This window comes from Variovorax paradoxus (genome assembly GCF_030815975.1).
Taxonomy (GTDB): Bacteria; Pseudomonadota; Gammaproteobacteria; order Burkholderiales; family Burkholderiaceae_C; genus Variovorax; species Variovorax paradoxus_N.
In genome coordinates, this window is sequence record NZ_JAUSXL010000002.1 from 425,779 (window position 1) to 442,332 (window position 16,554).

The following is a 16,554-nucleotide window of genomic DNA, read 5'->3' on the forward strand; positions in this document are numbered from 1 at the left end:
CTCCTGGGTTCGCGGCTGCCACAAATGCGTGACAACGTCATGAAAAACCGCGCAAGTGTAATGGGCGGAGCAAAGCCGCCCGGCCAAGGGGGTTCCGCGCCCCCGCCCACTCAGTCGCGGATTCGCTCGATGACCTGCGAGGAAACGCGGGCAAGCGCCGCGCGCGGCACCTTGTCGGGCGCAATCTCCGCGAGGGGCTTCAGCACGAAGGCACGGTCGCGCATGCGCGGGTGCGGCAAGCTCAGCGCGGGCGTGTCCTTGACCGCGTTGCCGTGCAGCAGCAGGTCGAGGTCGAGCGCGCGCGGCGCATTGGGAAAGGGCCGTTCGCGGCCGGCCTGCTCCTCGAGCAGGTGCAGCTCGGACAGGAACGCCTCGGCCGTGAGCCCGGTCCGCACGGCCACCACGGCGTTGATGAAATCGGGCCCCGCCGCATCGACCGGTGCACTGCGGTAGAGCGACGAGCGCGCCGTCACCACGGTGCGCTCGATGGCGCCGATGGCGTCCATGGCCGCCTTCACGGCGGCCTGGGCGTCGCCCAGGTTGGCGCCGATGGCGACGAAGGCCTGCACGGTCGGATAGTCCTCGCGCGTGCGGCGCGGGGGCGCACCCGCAGACCCCGCCTGGCCGGAGGGCCGGCTGGACGCGCGCCGCGCGGGCGCCGGCCCGCTGCTCTTGGGCTTCGACGAAGGACCGCCGCGCGATGGCGGCCGGCCCTGGCCGCCGCCGCTCTTGCCGTCCTTCGGCCGGTTTGGTGCGCTCATTCGGCTGCGGCGCTTGCGCCGCCCTCGCCGCCACCACCCGCGCGCGGCTTGCGGCGACGGCGGCGCTTGCGCGGCGCGGCCGCTTCGCCATCGGGCGGCACGGCGCCGGCATCGACTTCGATTCCGGCTTCATCATCGCCATCTCCATCGCCGTCCCGCTGCCGCGGTTCGGACTCGGCCTGGCGCACTGCCGGCTCGCCGCGCGGCTTCGGCGCCACCGGGTCGCGCGTTCGCACGCGCTGGCGGGTCTTCTGCTCGTCGCGCACCTGCTCCAGCAGGTCTTGCTGGCGCAGGTCGTCGGCGGTGCTGAACTCCTGCCACCACTCGGCGATGGCCTCGCTGACCTCGCCCACGTCGGCGCGCAGCCGCATGAAGTCGAAGGCGGCGCGGAACCGCGCCTGGTCGACCAGGCTGTAGGGCGTGGAGCCGGTGCGCTTGTCGAAGCGCGGCTGCATCATCCAGATCTCGCGCATGTCGGCTGCGAGCTTGCCGCGGCCCGAGACATCGCCGATGCGGGCGTTGAACACGTCGTCGATCGCGTCCTGCAGCGCCGGGAACGGCGGCTGCGGGCGCTGGCCGCGCTGGCCCTGGACGCGCTGGGCCCAGCCGTCGCGCACGTCGGCCCACAGCACACAGGCCAGGAGGAAGCTCGGCGCCACGGGCTTGCCTTCGCCGACGCGGCGGTCGGTGTCCTGCAGCGCCGCCTTCACGAACGGCGAGTCGGCGCGCTCCACCACCACGTCGAGCAGCGGATAGATGCCCGTGGCGAGGCCCAGCTTGCGCAGTTGCTCGACCGTGGCAATGGCATGGCCGGTCTGCAGCAGCTTGAGCATTTCGTCGAACAGGCGGCTCTGCGGCACGTCGGCCAGCAGCTTGCTCGATTCGACCAGCGGCGCGGCCGTCTTGGTTTCCATCTTGAAGCCGAGCGCCGCGAGCTTGGCCGAGAAGCGGATCGCGCGAATGATGCGCACCGGGTCTTCGCGGTAGCGCGTGGCGGGGTCGCCGATCATGCGCAGCGTGAGCTTCTGGGCGTCCTTGATGCCGTTGTGATAGTCGACCACGATCTGGTTGGCCGGGTCGTAGTACATGGCGTTCACGGTGAAGTCGCGGCGCGCCGCGTCTTCCTCCTGCGGGCCCCAGACGTTGTCGCGCAGCACGCGGCCGCTGGCGTCCACCGCGTGCTTCATGCTCGCGAGCTCGCCCTTGCTGGTGCGCTCGTTGCCGGCCACCTGCTCGGCGGCGGCGTTGTCCATGTAGGCGCGGAAGGTCGAAACCTCGATCACCTCGTGTTCGCGGCCGCGCCCGTACACCACGTGCACGATGCGAAAGCGCCGCCCGATGATGAAGGCGCGGCGGAACAGCGACTTCACCTGCTCGGGCGTGGCATTGGTGGCCACGTCGAAGTCCTTGGGGCGCAGGCCCAGCAGCAGGTCGCGCACCGCGCCACCCACCACGTAGGCTTCGTAGCCCGCCTGCTGGAGCGTGGTGAGCACGTTCCGGGCGCGTTCGTCGACCAGGGCCGGATCGATCTTGTGAACCTCTGCCGGCACCTCCTGGCGCTTGCCGAAGCGGCTCTTGCCCTGTGTGCCGCCGGCCGATTTGCCGAGCAGCTTGTCGATGAATTTCTTGATCATTGTTGGTTGAAGCTCTTCTCTATTCGTTTTCGAGCATGGATCGGATCAGCGGGATCGTGATCGCGCGCTGTGTCTGGAGGGCGTAGCCGTCGAGCTGCGTGAGCAGCTCCATCAGGCTGCCCAGGTCGCGGCTGAAGCGGTGCAGCATGTAGTCGAGCACCTCGTCCGACAGCATCACGCCGCGCGTATCGGCGGCCTGGCGCAGCACCGCGCGGCGTTCGCTTTCGCTCAGCACCTGAAGGTGGAACACATGGCCCCAGCCCAGGCGGGTACGGAGGTCTTCGCGCAGCGGCAGGTCGGCCGGCGGCAGCGCGCCCGCGGCCACCACGCCGCGCTGCAGTGTCTGCGCGTTGACGAACCAGTTGAAGGCCGCGTGCTGTTGCACGGCGGTGTAGAGATGCACGTCGTCGAGCAGCACGGCGCCCCAGCGCTCGTCGAACTCGGGCGGCTCCAGCAGGCCGGCATGCAGCCAGCCCACGCTCGCGCCCTGCTCGCGCAGTGCGACACGCACCGATTCGAGCAGATGGGTCTTGCCGCTGCCGCTTTCGCCCCACAGGTAGGTGGGCACGGGAGAGTGAGGCACGGCGTTGCCGGCGCCGCCCACCCACAGTTGCAGGTGCCGCAGCGCCGCCTCGTTCGGGCCGGCAAAAAAAGCGTCGAAGCTGGGGCCCGTCGCAATGCCGATATCGAGCGCGAGCTGTTTCATCCCGGGAAGGTTCATGGAGGGGGCCCGGAGGGCCCTTAAAATCGTGAGGAATTCTATCGGTCCGGCCGCTTCGGTCGCCGGCGCCTCCACCTTCCCGCCCTTCCCGACACCGTCCGACCATGACTTCCCCCACGCCCACCCCGCTCAGCTACAAGGATGCAGGTGTCGATATCGATGCCGGCGACGCCCTGATCGACCGCATCAAGCCGCTCGCCAAGAAGACCCTGCGCGAAGGCGTGCTGGCCGGCATCGGCGGCTTCGGCGCGCTGTTCGAGGTGCCCAAGCGCTACAAGGAGCCGGTGCTGGTGAGCGGCACCGACGGGGTGGGCACCAAGCTCAAGCTGGCCTTCGAATGGAACATGCACGACACGGTCGGCATCGACCTGGTGGCCATGAGCGTCAACGACGTGCTGGTGCAGGGCGCCGAGCCCCTCTTCTTTCTCGACTATTTCGCCTGCGGCAAGCTCGACGTGGACACGGCCGCGGCCGTGATCGGCGGCATCGCCCGCGGCTGCGAACTCTCGGGCTGCGCGCTGATCGGCGGCGAAACCGCCGAAATGCCCGGCATGTACCCGGCCGGCGAGTACGACCTGGCGGGCTTCGCGGTCGGCGCGGTCGAAAAGTCGAAGATCCTCACGGGCCAGAACGTGAAGCCCGGCGATGTGGTGCTGGGCCTGGCCTCGGCCGGCGTGCATTCCAACGGCTTCAGCCTGGTGCGCAAGGTGATCGAACGCGCCCAACAAGGCGGGGCCGATCTGCCCGCCACGCTCGACGGCAAGCCCTTCCGCCAAGCCGTGATGGAACCCACCCACCTCTACGTGAAGCCGGTGCTCGAGGCGCTGGCCAGGCACCCGATCAAGGCGCTGGCCCACATCACGGGCGGCGGCCTGCTCGAGAACATTCCGCGCGTGCTGCCCGAAGGCACGGCGGCCCACCTCAGGAAGGGCAGCTGGCCGCAGACCGAGCTCTTCGCCTGGCTGCAGAAGGTGGCGGGCATCGACGACATCGAGATGAACCGCACCTTCAACAACGGCATCGGCATGGTGGTGGTGATCGAGGCGGCCGAAGCCGCAGCCTGCGCCGCCACGCTGCGCACGGCCGGCGAGTCGGTGTTCGAGATCGGCACCATCGCCGATCGCGGCACGGGCGCCGCCGTAGTGGTTGGCTGATCTCCCTCCGAGGCTCGCAAGCGCGGCAAGCACCCGGACCCTGATGGCCAAACCCTCCCTCGCCACCATCGACACCAAGCCCCAGCCCGCTTCGCGCAACGTGGTGCTGGCCAGCTACCTGCTGATGCCGGCCGCCCTGCTGCTGGTGATGTGGGAGCACCTGCTGCCCGGCCTGCTGTGTGTGTGCATCGGCTTTCTGGCCACGCGCCGGTTCGCGCGCCTGATCGGCACCGGGCTGGCGCGGCTGAGGCTGCCGTACGAGGGTGCCGACGTCCTGGCCCGGGTGCTGGCTGTCACGCTGGTGCTGCTGGCGCCCATCGCGCTGATCTCCCTGGGCCTGTCGCAGGCGCGCGAGTACATCCTCGACGCGCCCGACCAGTACCGCGACCTGCTCGACTACACGGCGCGCACCGTGCTCGAACTGCGGCTCAAGCTGCCACCCGAAATTGCGGTCTACCTGCCCGAAGGCGCGGCCGAAGTGCAGCGCGTGGTGGCCAACTACCTGCGCGCGCAGGCCGGCTCGCTGGCGCTGGCCGGACGGGCATGGCTCGGCGGCCTGCTGTTTGCCTATGTGGGCCTGATCGTGGGCGGGCTGGCCGCCATCGCGCCCTCGCCGCTGCAGCGCCGGCCGCTTGCCGCACAGCTGCACCGGCGCATCGCCATCTTCGGCGAGGCCTTCGGCCAGATCGTCGCCGCGCAGTTCTGGATCGCCGCCTTCAACACGCTGCTGACCGCCGTCTTCCTGCTGTTCCTGATGCCGCTCTGGGGCCCTCACCTGCCCTACACGCCGGCACTCATCACGCTGACCTTCGTGGCGGGCCTGGTACCCATCGTCGGCAACCTGGTCTGCAATTCGGTGATCACGCTGGTGGCGCTGTCGGTATCGCCCGTGACGGCGCTGGCATGCCTGGTGTTCCTGATCATCATCCACAAGGCCGAATACGTGATCAACGCCAAGGTGGTCGGCAGCCGCACGCAGATGCGGGTGTGGGAGCTGCTGGCGGTGATGTTCGTGGCCGAGGCGGTGTTCGGCCCGGCCGGACTGGTGGCGGCGCCGCTTTTCTATGCGTATCTCAAGAAAGAGCTGCAGGCGGCCGGACTGGTCTAGGGCCCGCAGGCAGACTCTGTGTCCTGATTTGATCGGTTCTGGTCCGCTTCGGCGCGGACCGTGGGCTGGCAGCATAGAAGAATAGGCGGCATCATTCACTCCGCCCTTCGAGCCAACGCCATGAAATCCTGTCTGATTGTGATCGATGCGCAGGAATCGTTCCGCCAGCGGCCGTACTGGTCCGAAAACGTCGCGCAGCCCTATTTCGCCGCCCAGAACGCGCTGATCGAAGGCTGCCTGGCCGCCGGCATTCCGATCGTGCGCATCTTCCACGTCGATGGTCCCGCTGCCGCAAGCCATCCCTTCGCGGTCGAGTCGGGCTTCGTGCGGCCGATCGAAGGCCTGGCGGCTTTCGAGGCAGCGGCCACCTTCACCAAGCACCGCCACAGCGCGCTGGTCAACAGCGGGCTCGACATCTGGCTCACGCAGCACGGCATCGGCCGGCTGATCGTGAGCGGCATCCGCACCGAGCAATGCTGCGAAACCACCACGCGCCACGCTTCCGACCTGGGCTGGGAAGTCGACTACGTGACCGAGGCCACGCTGACATTCGACATGCTGCAGCCCGACGGCCGGCCGCTTGCCGCGGCCGACATCAAGGCGCGCACGGCGGCCGTGCTGGACGGCCGGTTCGCCACCGTGTGCAGCGTCGCGCAGGCGCTGCAGCGTGCCGGCATCGAGGCCGGCGAAAGCGTGGCGGCATGACGTTGCGCGTACGGATCCTCGCCTACGACGGCGTGGAGGCGCTCGACTTCGCGGGACCGTTCGAGGTGTTCACCACCGCGAGCCGCGTGAACCGCCGCATGAATCCCGGCGCGCAAGCCCCGTTCGAGGTCGCCTCGGTGGCACTGGGCGCCAACCAGCCCGTGCAGGCACGCGCCGGCCTGCGCCTGCTGGCCGACCATGACCTGGCCACGAACCCGAAGGCCGATCTGCTGATCGTGCCCGGTGGCGTGGTCGATGCCCCCATGGCAAGCCCAGCCACCCTGCGCTGGATCGCCGGCTGCGCGGCCGATGCGCAGCTCGTCGCCTCGGTCTGCACCGGCGTCTTCCTGCTCGCGAAAAGCGGCGTGGCCACGCGCGAAGCCGTCACCACGCATTGGGAAGATATTTCAGACTTGCGCGAGCAGTTCCCGTCGCTCGACGTGCGCGAGGGCGAGCGCTGGGTCGACAGCGGCCGCATCGTCAGTTCCGCGGGCATCAGCGCCGGCATCGACATGAGCCTGTACCTGGTCGAACGGCTGGCCGGCCGCACGCTGGCCGAACGCACCGCCCGCCAGATGGATTACGCATGGATCTCCGGCAGCAGCAGCCCATCCGCGTAGTGTTCGTGCTGCTGCCGGGCAGCCTGGTGCTCGACTGGGCCGGGCCCGCCGAGGCGCTGCGCATTGCGAACCAGCGGCTGCGCGCGGCCGGCCAGCCCGAGCGCTTCGAAATCGAATTCACCAGCCCGCGGCCGACGTCGATCGGCTCCGTGGGCGTTGCACTCGCCGACCTTGCACCGCTGCCGACGCAATGGAATGGCCCCGCCTGGATCGTGCTGGTGGGGCTGCCTGGCGATTCCATTCCCATCGACAACGCCGAGACGCAGGAGCTGCTGCACTGGCTGCGCGGGCAGCGCTTCGAGCGCGACCGGCTCGAACTGGTCACGGTCTGCGCCGGCGCGCTGCTGGCCGCGCATGCCGGAGCGCTTTCGGGTCGCCGGGTCACCACGCACCACCATCACCTCGACGAACTGCGTTCGGCGGAGCCGCGCTGCGAGGTGATCGCCAACCGGGTGTTCGTGATCGATCCACCGGTGTACAGCAGTGCGGGCGTCACCACGGGGATCGACCTGGTGCTGCATCGCATCGCCGACGTGTGCGGCGAAGCGCTGGCCGCCCAGGTGGCGCAGACGATGGTGGTGGCGCAGCGGCGCGGTCCGCACGACCCGGAGCTGTCGCCCTTCCTGGCTTACCGCAACCACCTGCATGCCGCGCTGCATCGCGTGCAGGATGCCGTCAGCGAGCAGCCGCAGGCCGACTGGAGCGTGCCGCGGATGGCGCAGGTGGCCCACACCTCGGCGCGGCACCTGACGCGGCTGTTCGTCGAGCATGCGGGCGTGGCGCCGCTGGCCTATCTGCGCCGGCTGCGGCTGGCGGCCGCGCAGCTGGCGCTGGCCTCGGGTGCGAGCGTGACGCGGGCGGCGGAGATCTCGGGCTTCGGATCGGACACGCAGCTGCGGCGCGCCTGGCATCAGTTCGGCTTGCCTGGCTCGCCTTCGGCATCGGCGTCGGCATCGAAGGCGTAGCGGCCGCCGGCTCCCGCGAGGAGTTTCATCAGCCCTGCGCAGCCGCACAGGCCCGCGCGCGCGCCAGCAGCAGGGTCCGCTCGCGCGTGTTGCGCGTGAGCGCGGCGGCGCGGTCGAACTCCCTCTGCGCCTCGTCGCGGCGGCCGAGCTTGAAAAGCAGATCGCCGCGCACCGCCGGCAGCAGGTGATAGCCCTGCAAGGCCGGCTCGCCCATGAGCGCATCCACCACCTCGAGCCCCGCGGCCGGCCCGAAAGCCATCGAGAGCGCCACGGCGCGGTTCAATTCGACGATGGGCGACGGCGACAGCTCGGCCAGCGCGTCGTACAGCGCGGCGATGCGCGGCCAGTCGGTCTCCTCGGCGGTGCGCGCACGGCCATGGCAGGCGGCGATGGCCGCTTGCAGGGCATAGGGGCCGAAGGCGCCGCCAAGCGCCTCGGCGCGCGCCAGTGCCGCGAGGCCGCGGCGGATCAGCATGTGGTCCCAGCGCGCGCGGTTCTGCTCGAGCAGCAGCACCGGCTCGCCCGAAGCGCCCACGCGCGCGGCCGTGCGCGAGGCCTGGATTTCCATCAGCGCCACCAGGCCATGCACTTCCGAGGCATCGGGCATGAGCTCGGCCACGATGCGGCCCAGACGCATGGCTTCCTCGCACAGCGCGGGACGCATCCAGTCGTCGCCGGCGGTGGCCGAATAGCCTTCGTTGAAGACCAGGTAGAGCACCTCGAGCACCGAGGCGAGCCGCGCCTCGAGTTCATGCCGGCGCGGCACCTCGAAGGGCACGCGCGCCTCGAGCAGCGTGCGCTTGGCGCGCACGATGCGCTGCGCCACGGTGGCTTCGGGCACGAGAAAAGCGCGCGCGATTTCGTCGGTGCCGAGGCCGCCCACCAGGCGCAGCGTGAGCGCCACGCGCGCCTCGGTCGACAGCACCGGATGGCAGGCGGTGAACACCAGCCGCAGCAGGTCGTCGCCGATGTCGTCGTCGAGCGCCGTATCGACCGCCTCGGCGAAATCGGCCTGCGCCATCTCGTGCTGCGCATCGAGTTCACGGCCGATCTCGGACGCCTTGTGCTCGGCCAGCTGCCGGTGGCGCAACCGGTCGAGCGCGCGGCGCTTGGCCACGGCGGTGAGCCAGGCGGCGGGGTTGTCGGGCACTCCTTTTTCGGGCCATTGCTCGAGCGCCGACACCAGCGCGTCCTGCGCCAGTTCCTCGGCCAGGCCCACGTCGCGCACCATGCGCGCGATGGTGGCGATGATCTTCGCGGACTCGATGCGCCACACCGCCTCGATGGTGCGGTGGATGGCGGCCTCGCCGTCGCCGCGGCCCTCGGAGGCGCCCACGGCTACGTCTTCTTGACCGCCTGCATCGACGCGAATTCGGTGGTCAGCGCCTGCACGTCAGGCGGGTAGTCGGCAATCTCCTGGATCTGGCGGACCTCGATGACCTCGTTCTCGCTGCCGGGGCAGCGCGTGGCCCATTCGATGGCGTCGGCGCGCGAGGGCACGTCGATGATCCAGTAGCCGCCGAGCACTTCCTTGGCCTCGGCGAAGGGGCCGTCGACCACCTTGGGCTTGCGGCCCGGAAAGCTCACGCGCGCGCCCATCGAGGGCGGATGCAGGCCGTCGCAGCTGATCAGCACGCCGGCCTTCTGCATCGACTCGTTGTAGGCCATCATGGCCGCCACCGCATCGACGTCGTCGGGAATGGTGCCGGGCGCGGCGGTTTCGTAGCCGTGGGGAATCATCAGCAGCATGAATCGCATGGTGGTCTCCTTCTCGTCAAGGGTCTTGTCAGCTGCCGGCCTTGGCCAGGGCCTCGGCGCGCAGGCGCTCTTCCTGCGCCAGCAGCTCGGGCGTCATCGAATCGCCAAAATCGGAGGCTTCGAACACCTGGCGGATCTCGATCTCGCCCTCCTGGAACGGGCTGCGCTTGATCCATTCGATGGCTTCTTCCTTCGACTTGACCTGAAGCAGCCAGAAGCCCGCGAGCAGTTCCTTCGTCTCGGCAAAAGGACCGTCGATGACGGTGCGCTTCAGGCCTTCGCAGCGCACGCGCGCTCCCCTGGACGACGGATGCAGCCCTTCGCCCGCCAGCAGCACGCCGGCCTTGACCAGTTCTTCGTTGAACTTGCCCATGGCGGTGAGCACTTCGGTGCTCGGCATCACGCCCGCTTCGGATGCCTTGTTGGCCTTGACCAGAACCATGAATCGCATGTCGTTTCTCCTGAAGGTTGATGAAATCGGGAGCCACTGAAACCGCGCGCTCCTGTTCACACGTCGCACGAGCGGAAGCCGGATCGACACGCCCGCCTCGATCTATTTGTAATTTTGTGTATCAGAACTTCAGGGCAGATAGCCGCAGAAGCGCAGCACATGACCGTCGGGCTCGCGGATGGCGAATTCGCGCAGCCCCCAGGGCTGCGAGGTGGGCGGCTCGATCACCGTGACGCCACGCTTCGCATAGGCGGCATGCAGGCCATCGATGTCCTTGCCCACGTGGATCACGATTTCGCCGCGCCAGGGCGGCACCCCGCGGGTGTTGCACTGCCACAGGCGCAGGTAGACCGGGTCGCCATAGGTGCGGTCGCCCTTCTTGACCCGCGCATAACTGGGCGGCTCGCCAGCGATGAAGTCGATCTCGAAGCCCAGCACGTCGCGAAACCAGCGCGCGGCGCGCGCGGCGTCGGACACCGGCAGCACCGGCTGCACGCCGTGGAATTCATGCAAGGTGCCGAGATCGGGTGCGTCGGCCACGCCGGTGCTGGCGGCCATCAGCTGGATTCGCGCCGCAGCGCCGCCACGCGCTCGGCAATGACATCGACGTCGAGCGCGTCTTCCGCATGCTCGAGGTAGGTTTCCAGGTCGCGCACGGCGGCTGCCGTGTTGCCCTGCTCGGCATGCGCGATGCCGCGGTCGCGGTACTCGCCCCAGGCATTGGGCAGCAGTGCGATCAGGCGGTCCTGCACGGCGATGGCACGCTGCCAGTCTTCCTGCGCCCGGTGCACTTCCTTCAGGTTGCGCAGCATGCGCCCGATGATCTCGCGCGGGCTGGCGGGCTGCAGGTAATAGGCCCAGCGGCACGTCGAAATCGCCGACCAGCCCGTTGCTGCGCTTGTACGGTTCGAGCCGCTCGCCCAGCTCTTCGCGCGAGAGCGATCTGCCGGTGAATGGGTCGATCACCACCTGCCCCTTCGGCAGCGTGACCTTGAGCATGAAGTGGCCCGGAAAGCCGATGCCGCGCGCCTGCAGGCCCAGCCCCTGCGCCAGTTCCATCCACAGCACCGCCAGCGAAATGGGAATGCCGCGGCGCGTGCGCAGCACGGCGTTCAGGTAGCTGTTGTCGGGGTCGTAGTAGTCGTTGACGTTGCCGCCGAAATTCAGGTCGTTGAAGAAGAACTGGTTGAGCGCCCGAAGCCGGGCAAGCGGTGCGGCATCGGCCGGCAGCCGGCGCTTGAGGCGGGCGAGCAGCTGGTCGACATCGCCCAGCACCTGCTGCACGTCGAGGTCGGGGTATTCGTCCTGCGCCAGGCTGGCGGCAGCCTCGAGCAGCGGAAAATGGTCGTCGCTCTGCACCAGCGATTCGAAATACGCCAGGGCCGTGGGAACCTGAAAGCTGAACGTCATGTGTCTTTGTAGAGGAGCATTCGGGGAGCGTCAAGGCGGTGTTTTCAGCTTGCGCAATTCGAAACCGGCTGCGTTGCGGAAAGCCGCAGCGCGAGGCCTCTCATCGGCGCATGAAACTGCGCAGCCGCACGCCCACCGCCGTGAGCACCGCAAAATAAAGCAGCGCCCCGCCGGCGATCAGCGCGGCCAGCAGGCCGATGCGCAAGAAGCGCTGGTCGCGCAGGCCGATCCAGTCGAAGTGGCGCGAACCCCAGGCCAGCAGGGCCGCCAGCACCAGCACCCCCGCCAGCACCTGCAGCGCGAATTTGCCCCAGCCGGGTTCAGGCTTGTAGCTGCCGCGGCGGATCAGGCCGACCAGCAGCCAGATCGCATTGACCAGCGCGCCGATGGCGATGGTCAGCGTGAGCGCCGCATGCTGCAGCACCGGCACGAGGAAGAAATTGAGAACCTGGGTCAGCACCAGCACGCCCACGGCGATCAGCATGGGCGTGCGCGTGTCCTGCCTGGCGTAGTAGCCGGGCGCGAGCACCTTGATGGCCACGAGGCCGATCAGCCCGACGCCGTAGCCCATCAGCGCCACGGTGGTGCGCTGCACGTCCTCGCCCTGGTAGGCGCCGTTGTGGAACAGCACGGCCACCAGCGGCTTCGCAAAGAGCAGCAGCGCGATGGCGCACGGCGCCGACAGCAGCACCACCAGCCGCAGGCCCAGGTCGAGCAGCGACGAATAGCGCGCATCGTCCTTGGCGGCGCGGGCACCGGCCAGCTGCGGCATCAGCACCACGCCCAGCGCCACGCCGAGCATCGCGGTCGGGAATTCCATCAGCCGGTCGGCATTGCTCACCCAGGTCACGCTGCCGACCGCGAGATGCGAGGCGATCTGCGTATTGATGAGCAGCGAGATCTGCGCCACGCTGACCCCCAGCAAGGCGGGCAGCATCAGCTTCAGCACCTGGCGCGTGGTGGGATCGCGCCAGGCGTCGCCCAGCGCCTTGAAACTCGCGCCGATGCGCGGCGTGAGCCCCAGCGCGCGCAGCGCCGGAATCTGGATGGCCAGCTGCAGCACGCCGCCCACCAGCACGCCCACGCACTGGGCATAGATCGGCTCGATGCCGTAGCGGCGGAACAGCGGCGCCCCGACGACGATCGCCAGGATCAGCGCGATGTTGAGCAGCACCGGCGAGGCCGCCGGCACCGCGAACTTGCGCCAGGTGTTCAGGATGCCGCCCGCCAGCGCCACGAACGACATGAAGCCGATGTAGGGGAACATCCAGCGCGTCATGACCACGGCCGCGTCGAAGCCCGCCAGCCCGCTGGCCATGGCCCATACCAGCAGCGGCGCGCCGGCCACGCCGGCCACGCAGACCACCACCAGCGCCCAGGTGAGCAGCGTGGCGACGTGGTCGATCAGCGCCTTGGCGCCCTCCTGGCCGGCTTCGGTCTTGCGCGCCGCGAGCACCGGCACGAAGGCCTGGCTGAAGGCGCCTTCGCCGAAAACCCGGCGGAACAGGTTGGGAATGCGAAAGGCGACGTTGAACGCGTCGGTCAGCGCGCTGACGCCGAACACCGAGGCAAAAAGCACGTCGCGCACGAGGCCCGTGATCCGCGAAGCGAGCGTCAGCAGGGATACGGTGGAAGCGGATTTGAGCAGGGACACGGGGCGAGTGTAGGGCTCGGCCAGCCCCGATTCGGCGAAAAACGCAACCCGGCCTATAATGGAGGGCTTTGCTGCATCATCCTCAGACACCTAAGGAACTAAATCATGGCATCCGCCAAGCCCAAGAAAAAGAACCCGCGCCTCGCCTCCGGCCGTAAGCGCGTCCGCCAGGACACCAAGCTCAACGCTGCGAACACGTCGCTGCGCTCCAAATACCGCACCGCCGTGAAGAATGTCGAAAAGGCCGTTCTGGCCGGCGACAAGACCAAGGCGAGCGAACTCTTCGCGAAGGCCCAGAGCATCGTCGACACCGTCGCCGACAAGGGCATCTTCCACAAGAACAAGGCAGCTCGCGACAAGAGCCGCCTGTCGGCGAAGGTCAAGGCCCTCGCCCTCGCGCCTGAAAAGGCAGCCGCCTGACACCTGTCAGGCAAGCCCGGACCGGAATTCTCCGGTCCGCCGTTTGATCGGGGTGCGCTGCAGCAAAGTGTAAAAAACCGCCTTCGGGCGGTTTTTTCATGTCCGATCGCTTCCTGCCGGAGGAAGCCGCCCGCTCAGGCCTTGGGTGGCGCGCCCGGCACGTCAGGCACCAGGCAGGCCTCCGCCACCTGCAGGTCGTTGTCGCGCGCGAAGTTCACGCAGAAGTCCCAGGCCATGGGTTCGGCATCGCGCAGGGCGCGGTTCACCACCACGCACTTGACCCCGTTGAGGGTGGTCGGCACGCACCAGGGCGAATAGCTCAGGTGGCTGCCCGGATAGGCGCCGCCGGGCCGGAAAGAGCACATCACGCCGGCCAGCCGCTCGGCCCAGTCGCTGGGTCGGAAAGTCCGGCCATCATGGGTGATGCCCTGGATGAAGATTTCTTTGGCAGTGGGGGAAATCATCGTTGAATGAGGCGCCCGGAGCGGGTGCTGCGGTGCAACAAGCGATTCTATCCGGGGCACTTTTTGCATCCCGAACGGAGGCATTGCTGTAATGCGGAATCCTCAACGAAGCCGTCAAGGGGCACGCCTAGAATCCGCGGTTCCCTATCTGGAGAACCGAATGAGCGCTACCGCCCAGCCCACCTCGCCCCACGTCATGAACACCTACGGTCGCCTGCCGATCGCGCTGTCGCACGGCCAGGGCTGCCGAGTCTGGGACACCGCGGGCAAGGCCTACCTCGACGGCCTTGGCGGCATTGCCGTGAACACGCTGGGCCACAACCACCCCGAGCTGGTGCCCGCGCTGCAGGACCAGATCAGCAAGCTGATCCACAGCTCCAACTACTACCACGTGCCCGGCCAGGAACAGCTGGCCGCCAAGCTGACCGAGCTTTCGGGCCTGACCAACGCCTTCTTCTGCTGCACCGGCCTGGAGGCCAACGAGGCCGCCCTGAAGCTCGCGCGCAAGTTCGGCCACGACAAGGGCATCGAGCGGCCCGAGATCGTGGTGTACGAGGCCGCGTTCCACGGCCGCAGCATCGCCACCTTGTCGGCCACCGGCAACCCGAAGGTGCAGGCCGGCTTCGGCCCGCTGGTCGAGGGCTTCATCCGCGTGCCGCTGAACGACATCGAGGCGCTGAAGAAGGCCACCGAAGGCAACCCCAACGTGGTCGCCGTGTTCTTCGAGACCATCCAGGGCGAAGGCGGCATCAACCCGATGCGCTGGGACTACCTCAAGCAGGTGCGCGCCCTGTGCGACCAGCGCGACTGGCTCATGATGATCGACGAAGTGCAGTGCGGCATGGGCCGCACCGGCAAGTGGTTCGCGCACCAGTGGGCCGGCATCCTGCCCGACGTGATGCCGCTGGCCAAGGGCCTGGGCTCGGGCGTGCCGATCGGCGCCGTGGTGGCCGGCCCCAAGGCCGCCAACATCTTCGGCCCGGGCAACCATGGCACCACCTTCGGCGGCAACCCGCTCGCGATGCGCGCAGGCATCGAGACCATCCGCATCATGGAAGAGCACAAGCTGCTCGAAAACGCCGCGACGGTGGGCGAGCACCTGAAAGCCGCGCTCGAGCGCGAAATCGGCGGCCTGCCCGGCGTGAAGGAAATCCGCGGCCAGGGCCTGATGCTGGGCATCGAGCTCGACCGCCCCTGCGGCGTCATCCTGAACCGCGCCTGCGACGCCGGCCTGCTGCTGAGCGTGACGGCCGACAAGGTGATCCGCCTCGTGCCGCCGCTCATCCTGAGCATTGCCGAGGCCGACGAGATCGTCGCCATCCTCGCGCCCATCGTCAAAACATTCCTGTCGGAGCCTGCAGCGCAATGACGACCGCCACCACACCCAACGCCATCCGCCACTACCTGCAGTTCTCGGACTTCACGGCCGACGAATACGCCTACCTCTTCGATCGCATGGCGATCATCAAGAAGAAGTTCAAGACCTACGAGAAGCACCAGCCGCTGACCGACCGCACGCTGGCCATGATCTTCGAGAAGGCCAGCACGCGCACGCGCGTGAGCTTCGAGGCCGGCATGTACCAGCTCGGCGGCAGCGTGGTGCACCTGACCACCGGCGACAGCCAGCTCGGCCGCGCCGAGCCCATCGAGGACAGCGCCAAGGTCATCAGCCGCATGGTCGACCTCGTGATGATCCGCACCTACGAGCAGACCAAGATCGACACCTTCGCCGCGCACTCGCGCGTGCCGGTGATCAACGGGCTGACCAACGAGTTCCACCCCTGCCAGATCCTCGCGGACATCTTCACCTACATCGAGCACCGCGGGTCAGGCGCCGCCGGAGGCGACGCACTTTCCTGCCTCAAGGGCAAGACCGTGGCCTGGGTCGGCGACGGCAACAACATGGCCAACACCTGGCTGCAGGCGGCCGAGATCCTCGGCTTCACGGTGCACGTGAGCACGCCCAGCGGCTACGAGGTCGACCAGTCGATTGCCGGCATCCGCTCGGGCGACAGCTACAAGGTCTTCAAGGACCCGATGGAAGCCTGTCGCGGCGCTGACCTCGTCACCACCGACGTCTGGACCAGCATGGGCTACGAGTCCGAGAACGAGGCCCGCCGCAAGGCCTTTGCCGACTGGTGCGTCGACGAGGACATGATGCGCATCGCCCAACCCGACGCCCTCTTCATGCACTGCCTGCCCGCGCACCGCGGCGAGGAAGTGCAGGCCGAGGTCATCGACGGACCGCAGTCGGTGGTGTGGGACGAGGCCGAGAACCGGCTGCATGCGCAGAAGGCGCTGATGGAATTTCTGCTGCTGGGCAGGCTCTGAGCCTCTGACCGAAGGCCCGGCCGCGTGTCCCATTGCCAGCAATGCGGCGCCTGCTGCGCCAGCTACCGCGTCGACTTCAGCGTCCACGAACTCGACGAGAACGGCGGACACGTGCCGTCCGGCCTTGCGGTCGAAGTGAACGACGCCCTCTGCCGGATGCGCGGCACCGACCACACGCCGATGCGCTGCGCGGCGCTCACCGGCAAGATCGGCCAGGCCGTGAGCTGCGGCATCTATGAATGGCGCCCCAACCCCTGCCACGAGCTGCAGGCCGGCAGCGACGCCTGCGAGCGGGCCCGTGCGCGGCATGGGCTGCCCGGCCTGGCGGCATCGCCCCTCTGAGCCGATCGATCATCTCGTCACACCGCGTGTTGGAAATAACCGACACCACGACGCCC

General features: G+C 68.5%; 18 protein-coding genes and 1 pseudogene. 9 read left to right on the top strand and 10 right to left on the bottom strand.

The genetic code is table 11. From position 1 onward, the window contains the following. Nucleotides 1-110: 110 nt before the first annotated feature. From folK to hda, 3 genes are read right to left on the bottom strand one after another with little or no spacing between them, the layout of a single operon-like run. On the bottom strand, nt 111-761 hold the full coding sequence (gene folK / locus QFZ47_RS05790; RefSeq protein WP_307654739.1) for a 2-amino-4-hydroxy-6-hydroxymethyldihydropteridine diphosphokinase: 651 nt from the start codon (nt 759-761) through the stop codon (nt 111-113). Further along, nucleotides 758-2,395, bottom strand: a complete 1,638-nt coding sequence (gene pcnB / locus QFZ47_RS05795) for a polynucleotide adenylyltransferase PcnB (protein WP_307654740.1) — start codon at nt 2,393-2,395, stop codon at nt 758-760. Before pcnB ends, folK begins: the two co-directional genes overlap by 4 nt. 19 nt (nt 2,396-2,414) lie before the next feature. Continuing rightward, nucleotides 2,415-3,101, bottom strand: coding sequence for a DnaA regulatory inactivator Hda (hda, locus tag QFZ47_RS05800; protein ID WP_041946042.1), 687 nt, complete (start codon nt 3,099-3,101; stop codon nt 2,415-2,417). 119 nt (nt 3,102-3,220) lie between these two features. Between hda and purM the strand changes: the two genes are divergently transcribed. The 5 genes from purM (at nt 3,221) to QFZ47_RS05825 (ending at nt 7,668) form a co-directional block, all read left to right on the top strand. After that, on the top strand, nt 3,221-4,270 hold the full coding sequence (purM, locus tag QFZ47_RS05805; protein WP_307654741.1) for a phosphoribosylformylglycinamidine cyclo-ligase: 1,050 nt from the start codon (nt 3,221-3,223) through the stop codon (nt 4,268-4,270). A 43-nt stretch (nt 4,271-4,313) separates the two neighbouring features. Then, nucleotides 4,314-5,378 (top strand): AI-2E family transporter, encoded by a 1,065-nt coding sequence (locus tag QFZ47_RS05810; protein WP_307654742.1) that lies wholly within the window; start codon nt 4,314-4,316, stop codon nt 5,376-5,378. Nucleotides 5,379-5,498: 120 nt separating this feature from the next. After that, nucleotides 5,499-6,083, top strand: coding sequence for an isochorismatase family protein (locus tag QFZ47_RS05815; RefSeq protein WP_307654743.1), 585 nt, complete (start codon nt 5,499-5,501; stop codon nt 6,081-6,083). Then, complete coding sequence (locus QFZ47_RS05820; protein ID WP_307654744.1) at nt 6,080-6,703, top strand: DJ-1/PfpI family protein; 624 nt, start codon at nt 6,080-6,082, stop codon at nt 6,701-6,703. Before QFZ47_RS05815 ends, QFZ47_RS05820 begins: the two co-directional genes overlap by 4 nt. Then, nucleotides 6,670-7,668 (top strand): GlxA family transcriptional regulator, encoded by a 999-nt coding sequence (locus QFZ47_RS05825; RefSeq protein ID WP_307654745.1) that lies wholly within the window; start codon nt 6,670-6,672, stop codon nt 7,666-7,668. Before QFZ47_RS05820 ends, QFZ47_RS05825 begins: the two co-directional genes overlap by 34 nt. A 28-nt stretch (nt 7,669-7,696) precedes the next feature. Here QFZ47_RS05825 and QFZ47_RS05830 read toward each other — a convergent pair whose 3' ends face one another. The 6 genes and pseudogenes from QFZ47_RS05830 to murJ form a co-directional block, all read right to left on the bottom strand. Continuing rightward, nucleotides 7,697-9,004, bottom strand: coding sequence for an RNA polymerase sigma factor (locus tag QFZ47_RS05830; protein ID WP_307654746.1), 1,308 nt, complete (start codon nt 9,002-9,004; stop codon nt 7,697-7,699). A gap of 2 nt (nt 9,005-9,006) precedes the next feature. Next, nucleotides 9,007-9,426, bottom strand: a complete 420-nt coding sequence (locus QFZ47_RS05835) for a YciI family protein (protein ID WP_307654747.1) — start codon at nt 9,424-9,426, stop codon at nt 9,007-9,009. Between the two features lie 28 nt (nt 9,427-9,454). Beyond that, nucleotides 9,455-9,877 (bottom strand): YciI family protein, encoded by a 423-nt coding sequence (locus QFZ47_RS05840; RefSeq protein WP_307654748.1) that lies wholly within the window; start codon nt 9,875-9,877, stop codon nt 9,455-9,457. 129 nt (nt 9,878-10,006) lie between these two features. Next, nucleotides 10,007-10,435: a bleomycin resistance protein gene (locus QFZ47_RS05845; protein WP_307654749.1), complete on the bottom strand. Its 429-nt coding sequence runs from the start codon at nt 10,433-10,435 to the stop codon at nt 10,007-10,009. Beyond that, nucleotides 10,435-11,287, bottom strand: a pseudogene (locus QFZ47_RS05850) (SirB1 family protein). Before QFZ47_RS05850 ends, QFZ47_RS05845 begins: the two are co-directional and overlap by 1 nt. 100 nt (nt 11,288-11,387) lie before the next feature. After that, complete coding sequence (murJ, locus tag QFZ47_RS05855) at nt 11,388-12,941, bottom strand: murein biosynthesis integral membrane protein MurJ (RefSeq protein ID WP_307654750.1); 1,554 nt, start codon at nt 12,939-12,941, stop codon at nt 11,388-11,390. A 105-nt stretch (nt 12,942-13,046) separates the two neighbouring features. Between murJ and rpsT the strand changes: the two genes are divergently transcribed. After that, a complete protein-coding gene (gene rpsT / locus QFZ47_RS05860; RefSeq protein WP_007831346.1) occupies nt 13,047-13,361 on the top strand; it encodes a 30S ribosomal protein S20 in 315 nt (104 codons plus the stop codon). A 134-nt stretch (nt 13,362-13,495) separates the two neighbouring features. Here rpsT and QFZ47_RS05865 read toward each other — a convergent pair whose 3' ends face one another. Beyond that, entirely contained in the window at nt 13,496-13,825 is a 330-nt protein-coding gene (locus QFZ47_RS05865; protein ID WP_307654751.1) for a DUF3579 domain-containing protein, read from the bottom strand. 160 nt (nt 13,826-13,985) lie between these two features. Here QFZ47_RS05865 and QFZ47_RS05870 point away from each other — a divergent pair, with 160 nt between their 5' ends. The 3 genes from QFZ47_RS05870 to QFZ47_RS05880 are packed head-to-tail and all read left to right on the top strand — an operon-like array spanning nt 13,986 to nt 16,498. Next, nucleotides 13,986-15,194 (top strand): aspartate aminotransferase family protein, encoded by a 1,209-nt coding sequence (locus tag QFZ47_RS05870; protein ID WP_307654752.1) that lies wholly within the window; start codon nt 13,986-13,988, stop codon nt 15,192-15,194. Beyond that, nucleotides 15,191-16,156: an ornithine carbamoyltransferase gene (gene argF, locus QFZ47_RS05875; RefSeq protein WP_307654753.1), complete on the top strand. Its 966-nt coding sequence runs from the start codon at nt 15,191-15,193 to the stop codon at nt 16,154-16,156. Before QFZ47_RS05870 ends, argF begins: the two co-directional genes overlap by 4 nt. A gap of 24 nt (nt 16,157-16,180) precedes the next feature. Then, nucleotides 16,181-16,498, top strand: a complete 318-nt coding sequence (locus QFZ47_RS05880) for a YkgJ family cysteine cluster protein (protein ID WP_307654754.1) — start codon at nt 16,181-16,183, stop codon at nt 16,496-16,498. Nucleotides 16,499-16,554: the final 56 nt, after the last annotated feature.

Bases quoted from the DNA above. Each gene is read 5' to 3' on its own strand.
- folK (WP_307654739.1), bottom strand. From the start codon at position 761: ATGAGCGCACCAAACCGGCCGAAGGACGGCAAGAGCGGCGGCGGCCAG.
- pcnB (WP_307654740.1), bottom strand. From the start codon at position 2,395: ATGATCAAGAAATTCATCGACAAGCTGCTCGGCAAATCGGCCGGCGGC.
- hda (WP_041946042.1), bottom strand. From the start codon at position 3,101: ATGAAACAGCTCGCGCTCGATATCGGCATTGCGACGGGCCCCAGCTTC.
- purM (WP_307654741.1), top strand. From the start codon at position 3,221: ATGACTTCCCCCACGCCCACCCCGCTCAGCTACAAGGATGCAGGTGTC.
- QFZ47_RS05810 (WP_307654742.1), top strand. From the start codon at position 4,314: ATGGCCAAACCCTCCCTCGCCACCATCGACACCAAGCCCCAGCCCGCT.
- QFZ47_RS05815 (WP_307654743.1), top strand. From the start codon at position 5,499: ATGAAATCCTGTCTGATTGTGATCGATGCGCAGGAATCGTTCCGCCAG.
- QFZ47_RS05820 (WP_307654744.1), top strand. From the start codon at position 6,080: ATGACGTTGCGCGTACGGATCCTCGCCTACGACGGCGTGGAGGCGCTC.
- QFZ47_RS05825 (WP_307654745.1), top strand. From the start codon at position 6,670: ATGGATCTCCGGCAGCAGCAGCCCATCCGCGTAGTGTTCGTGCTGCTG.
- QFZ47_RS05835 (WP_307654747.1), bottom strand. From the start codon at position 9,426: ATGCGATTCATGCTGCTGATGATTCCCCACGGCTACGAAACCGCCGCG.
- QFZ47_RS05840 (WP_307654748.1), bottom strand. From the start codon at position 9,877: ATGCGATTCATGGTTCTGGTCAAGGCCAACAAGGCATCCGAAGCGGGC.
- QFZ47_RS05845 (WP_307654749.1), bottom strand. From the start codon at position 10,435: ATGGCCGCCAGCACCGGCGTGGCCGACGCACCCGATCTCGGCACCTTG.
- rpsT (WP_007831346.1), top strand. From the start codon at position 13,047: ATGGCATCCGCCAAGCCCAAGAAAAAGAACCCGCGCCTCGCCTCCGGC.
- QFZ47_RS05865 (WP_307654751.1), bottom strand. From the start codon at position 13,825: ATGATTTCCCCCACTGCCAAAGAAATCTTCATCCAGGGCATCACCCAT.
- QFZ47_RS05870 (WP_307654752.1), top strand. From the start codon at position 13,986: ATGAGCGCTACCGCCCAGCCCACCTCGCCCCACGTCATGAACACCTAC.
- argF (WP_307654753.1), top strand. From the start codon at position 15,191: ATGACGACCGCCACCACACCCAACGCCATCCGCCACTACCTGCAGTTC.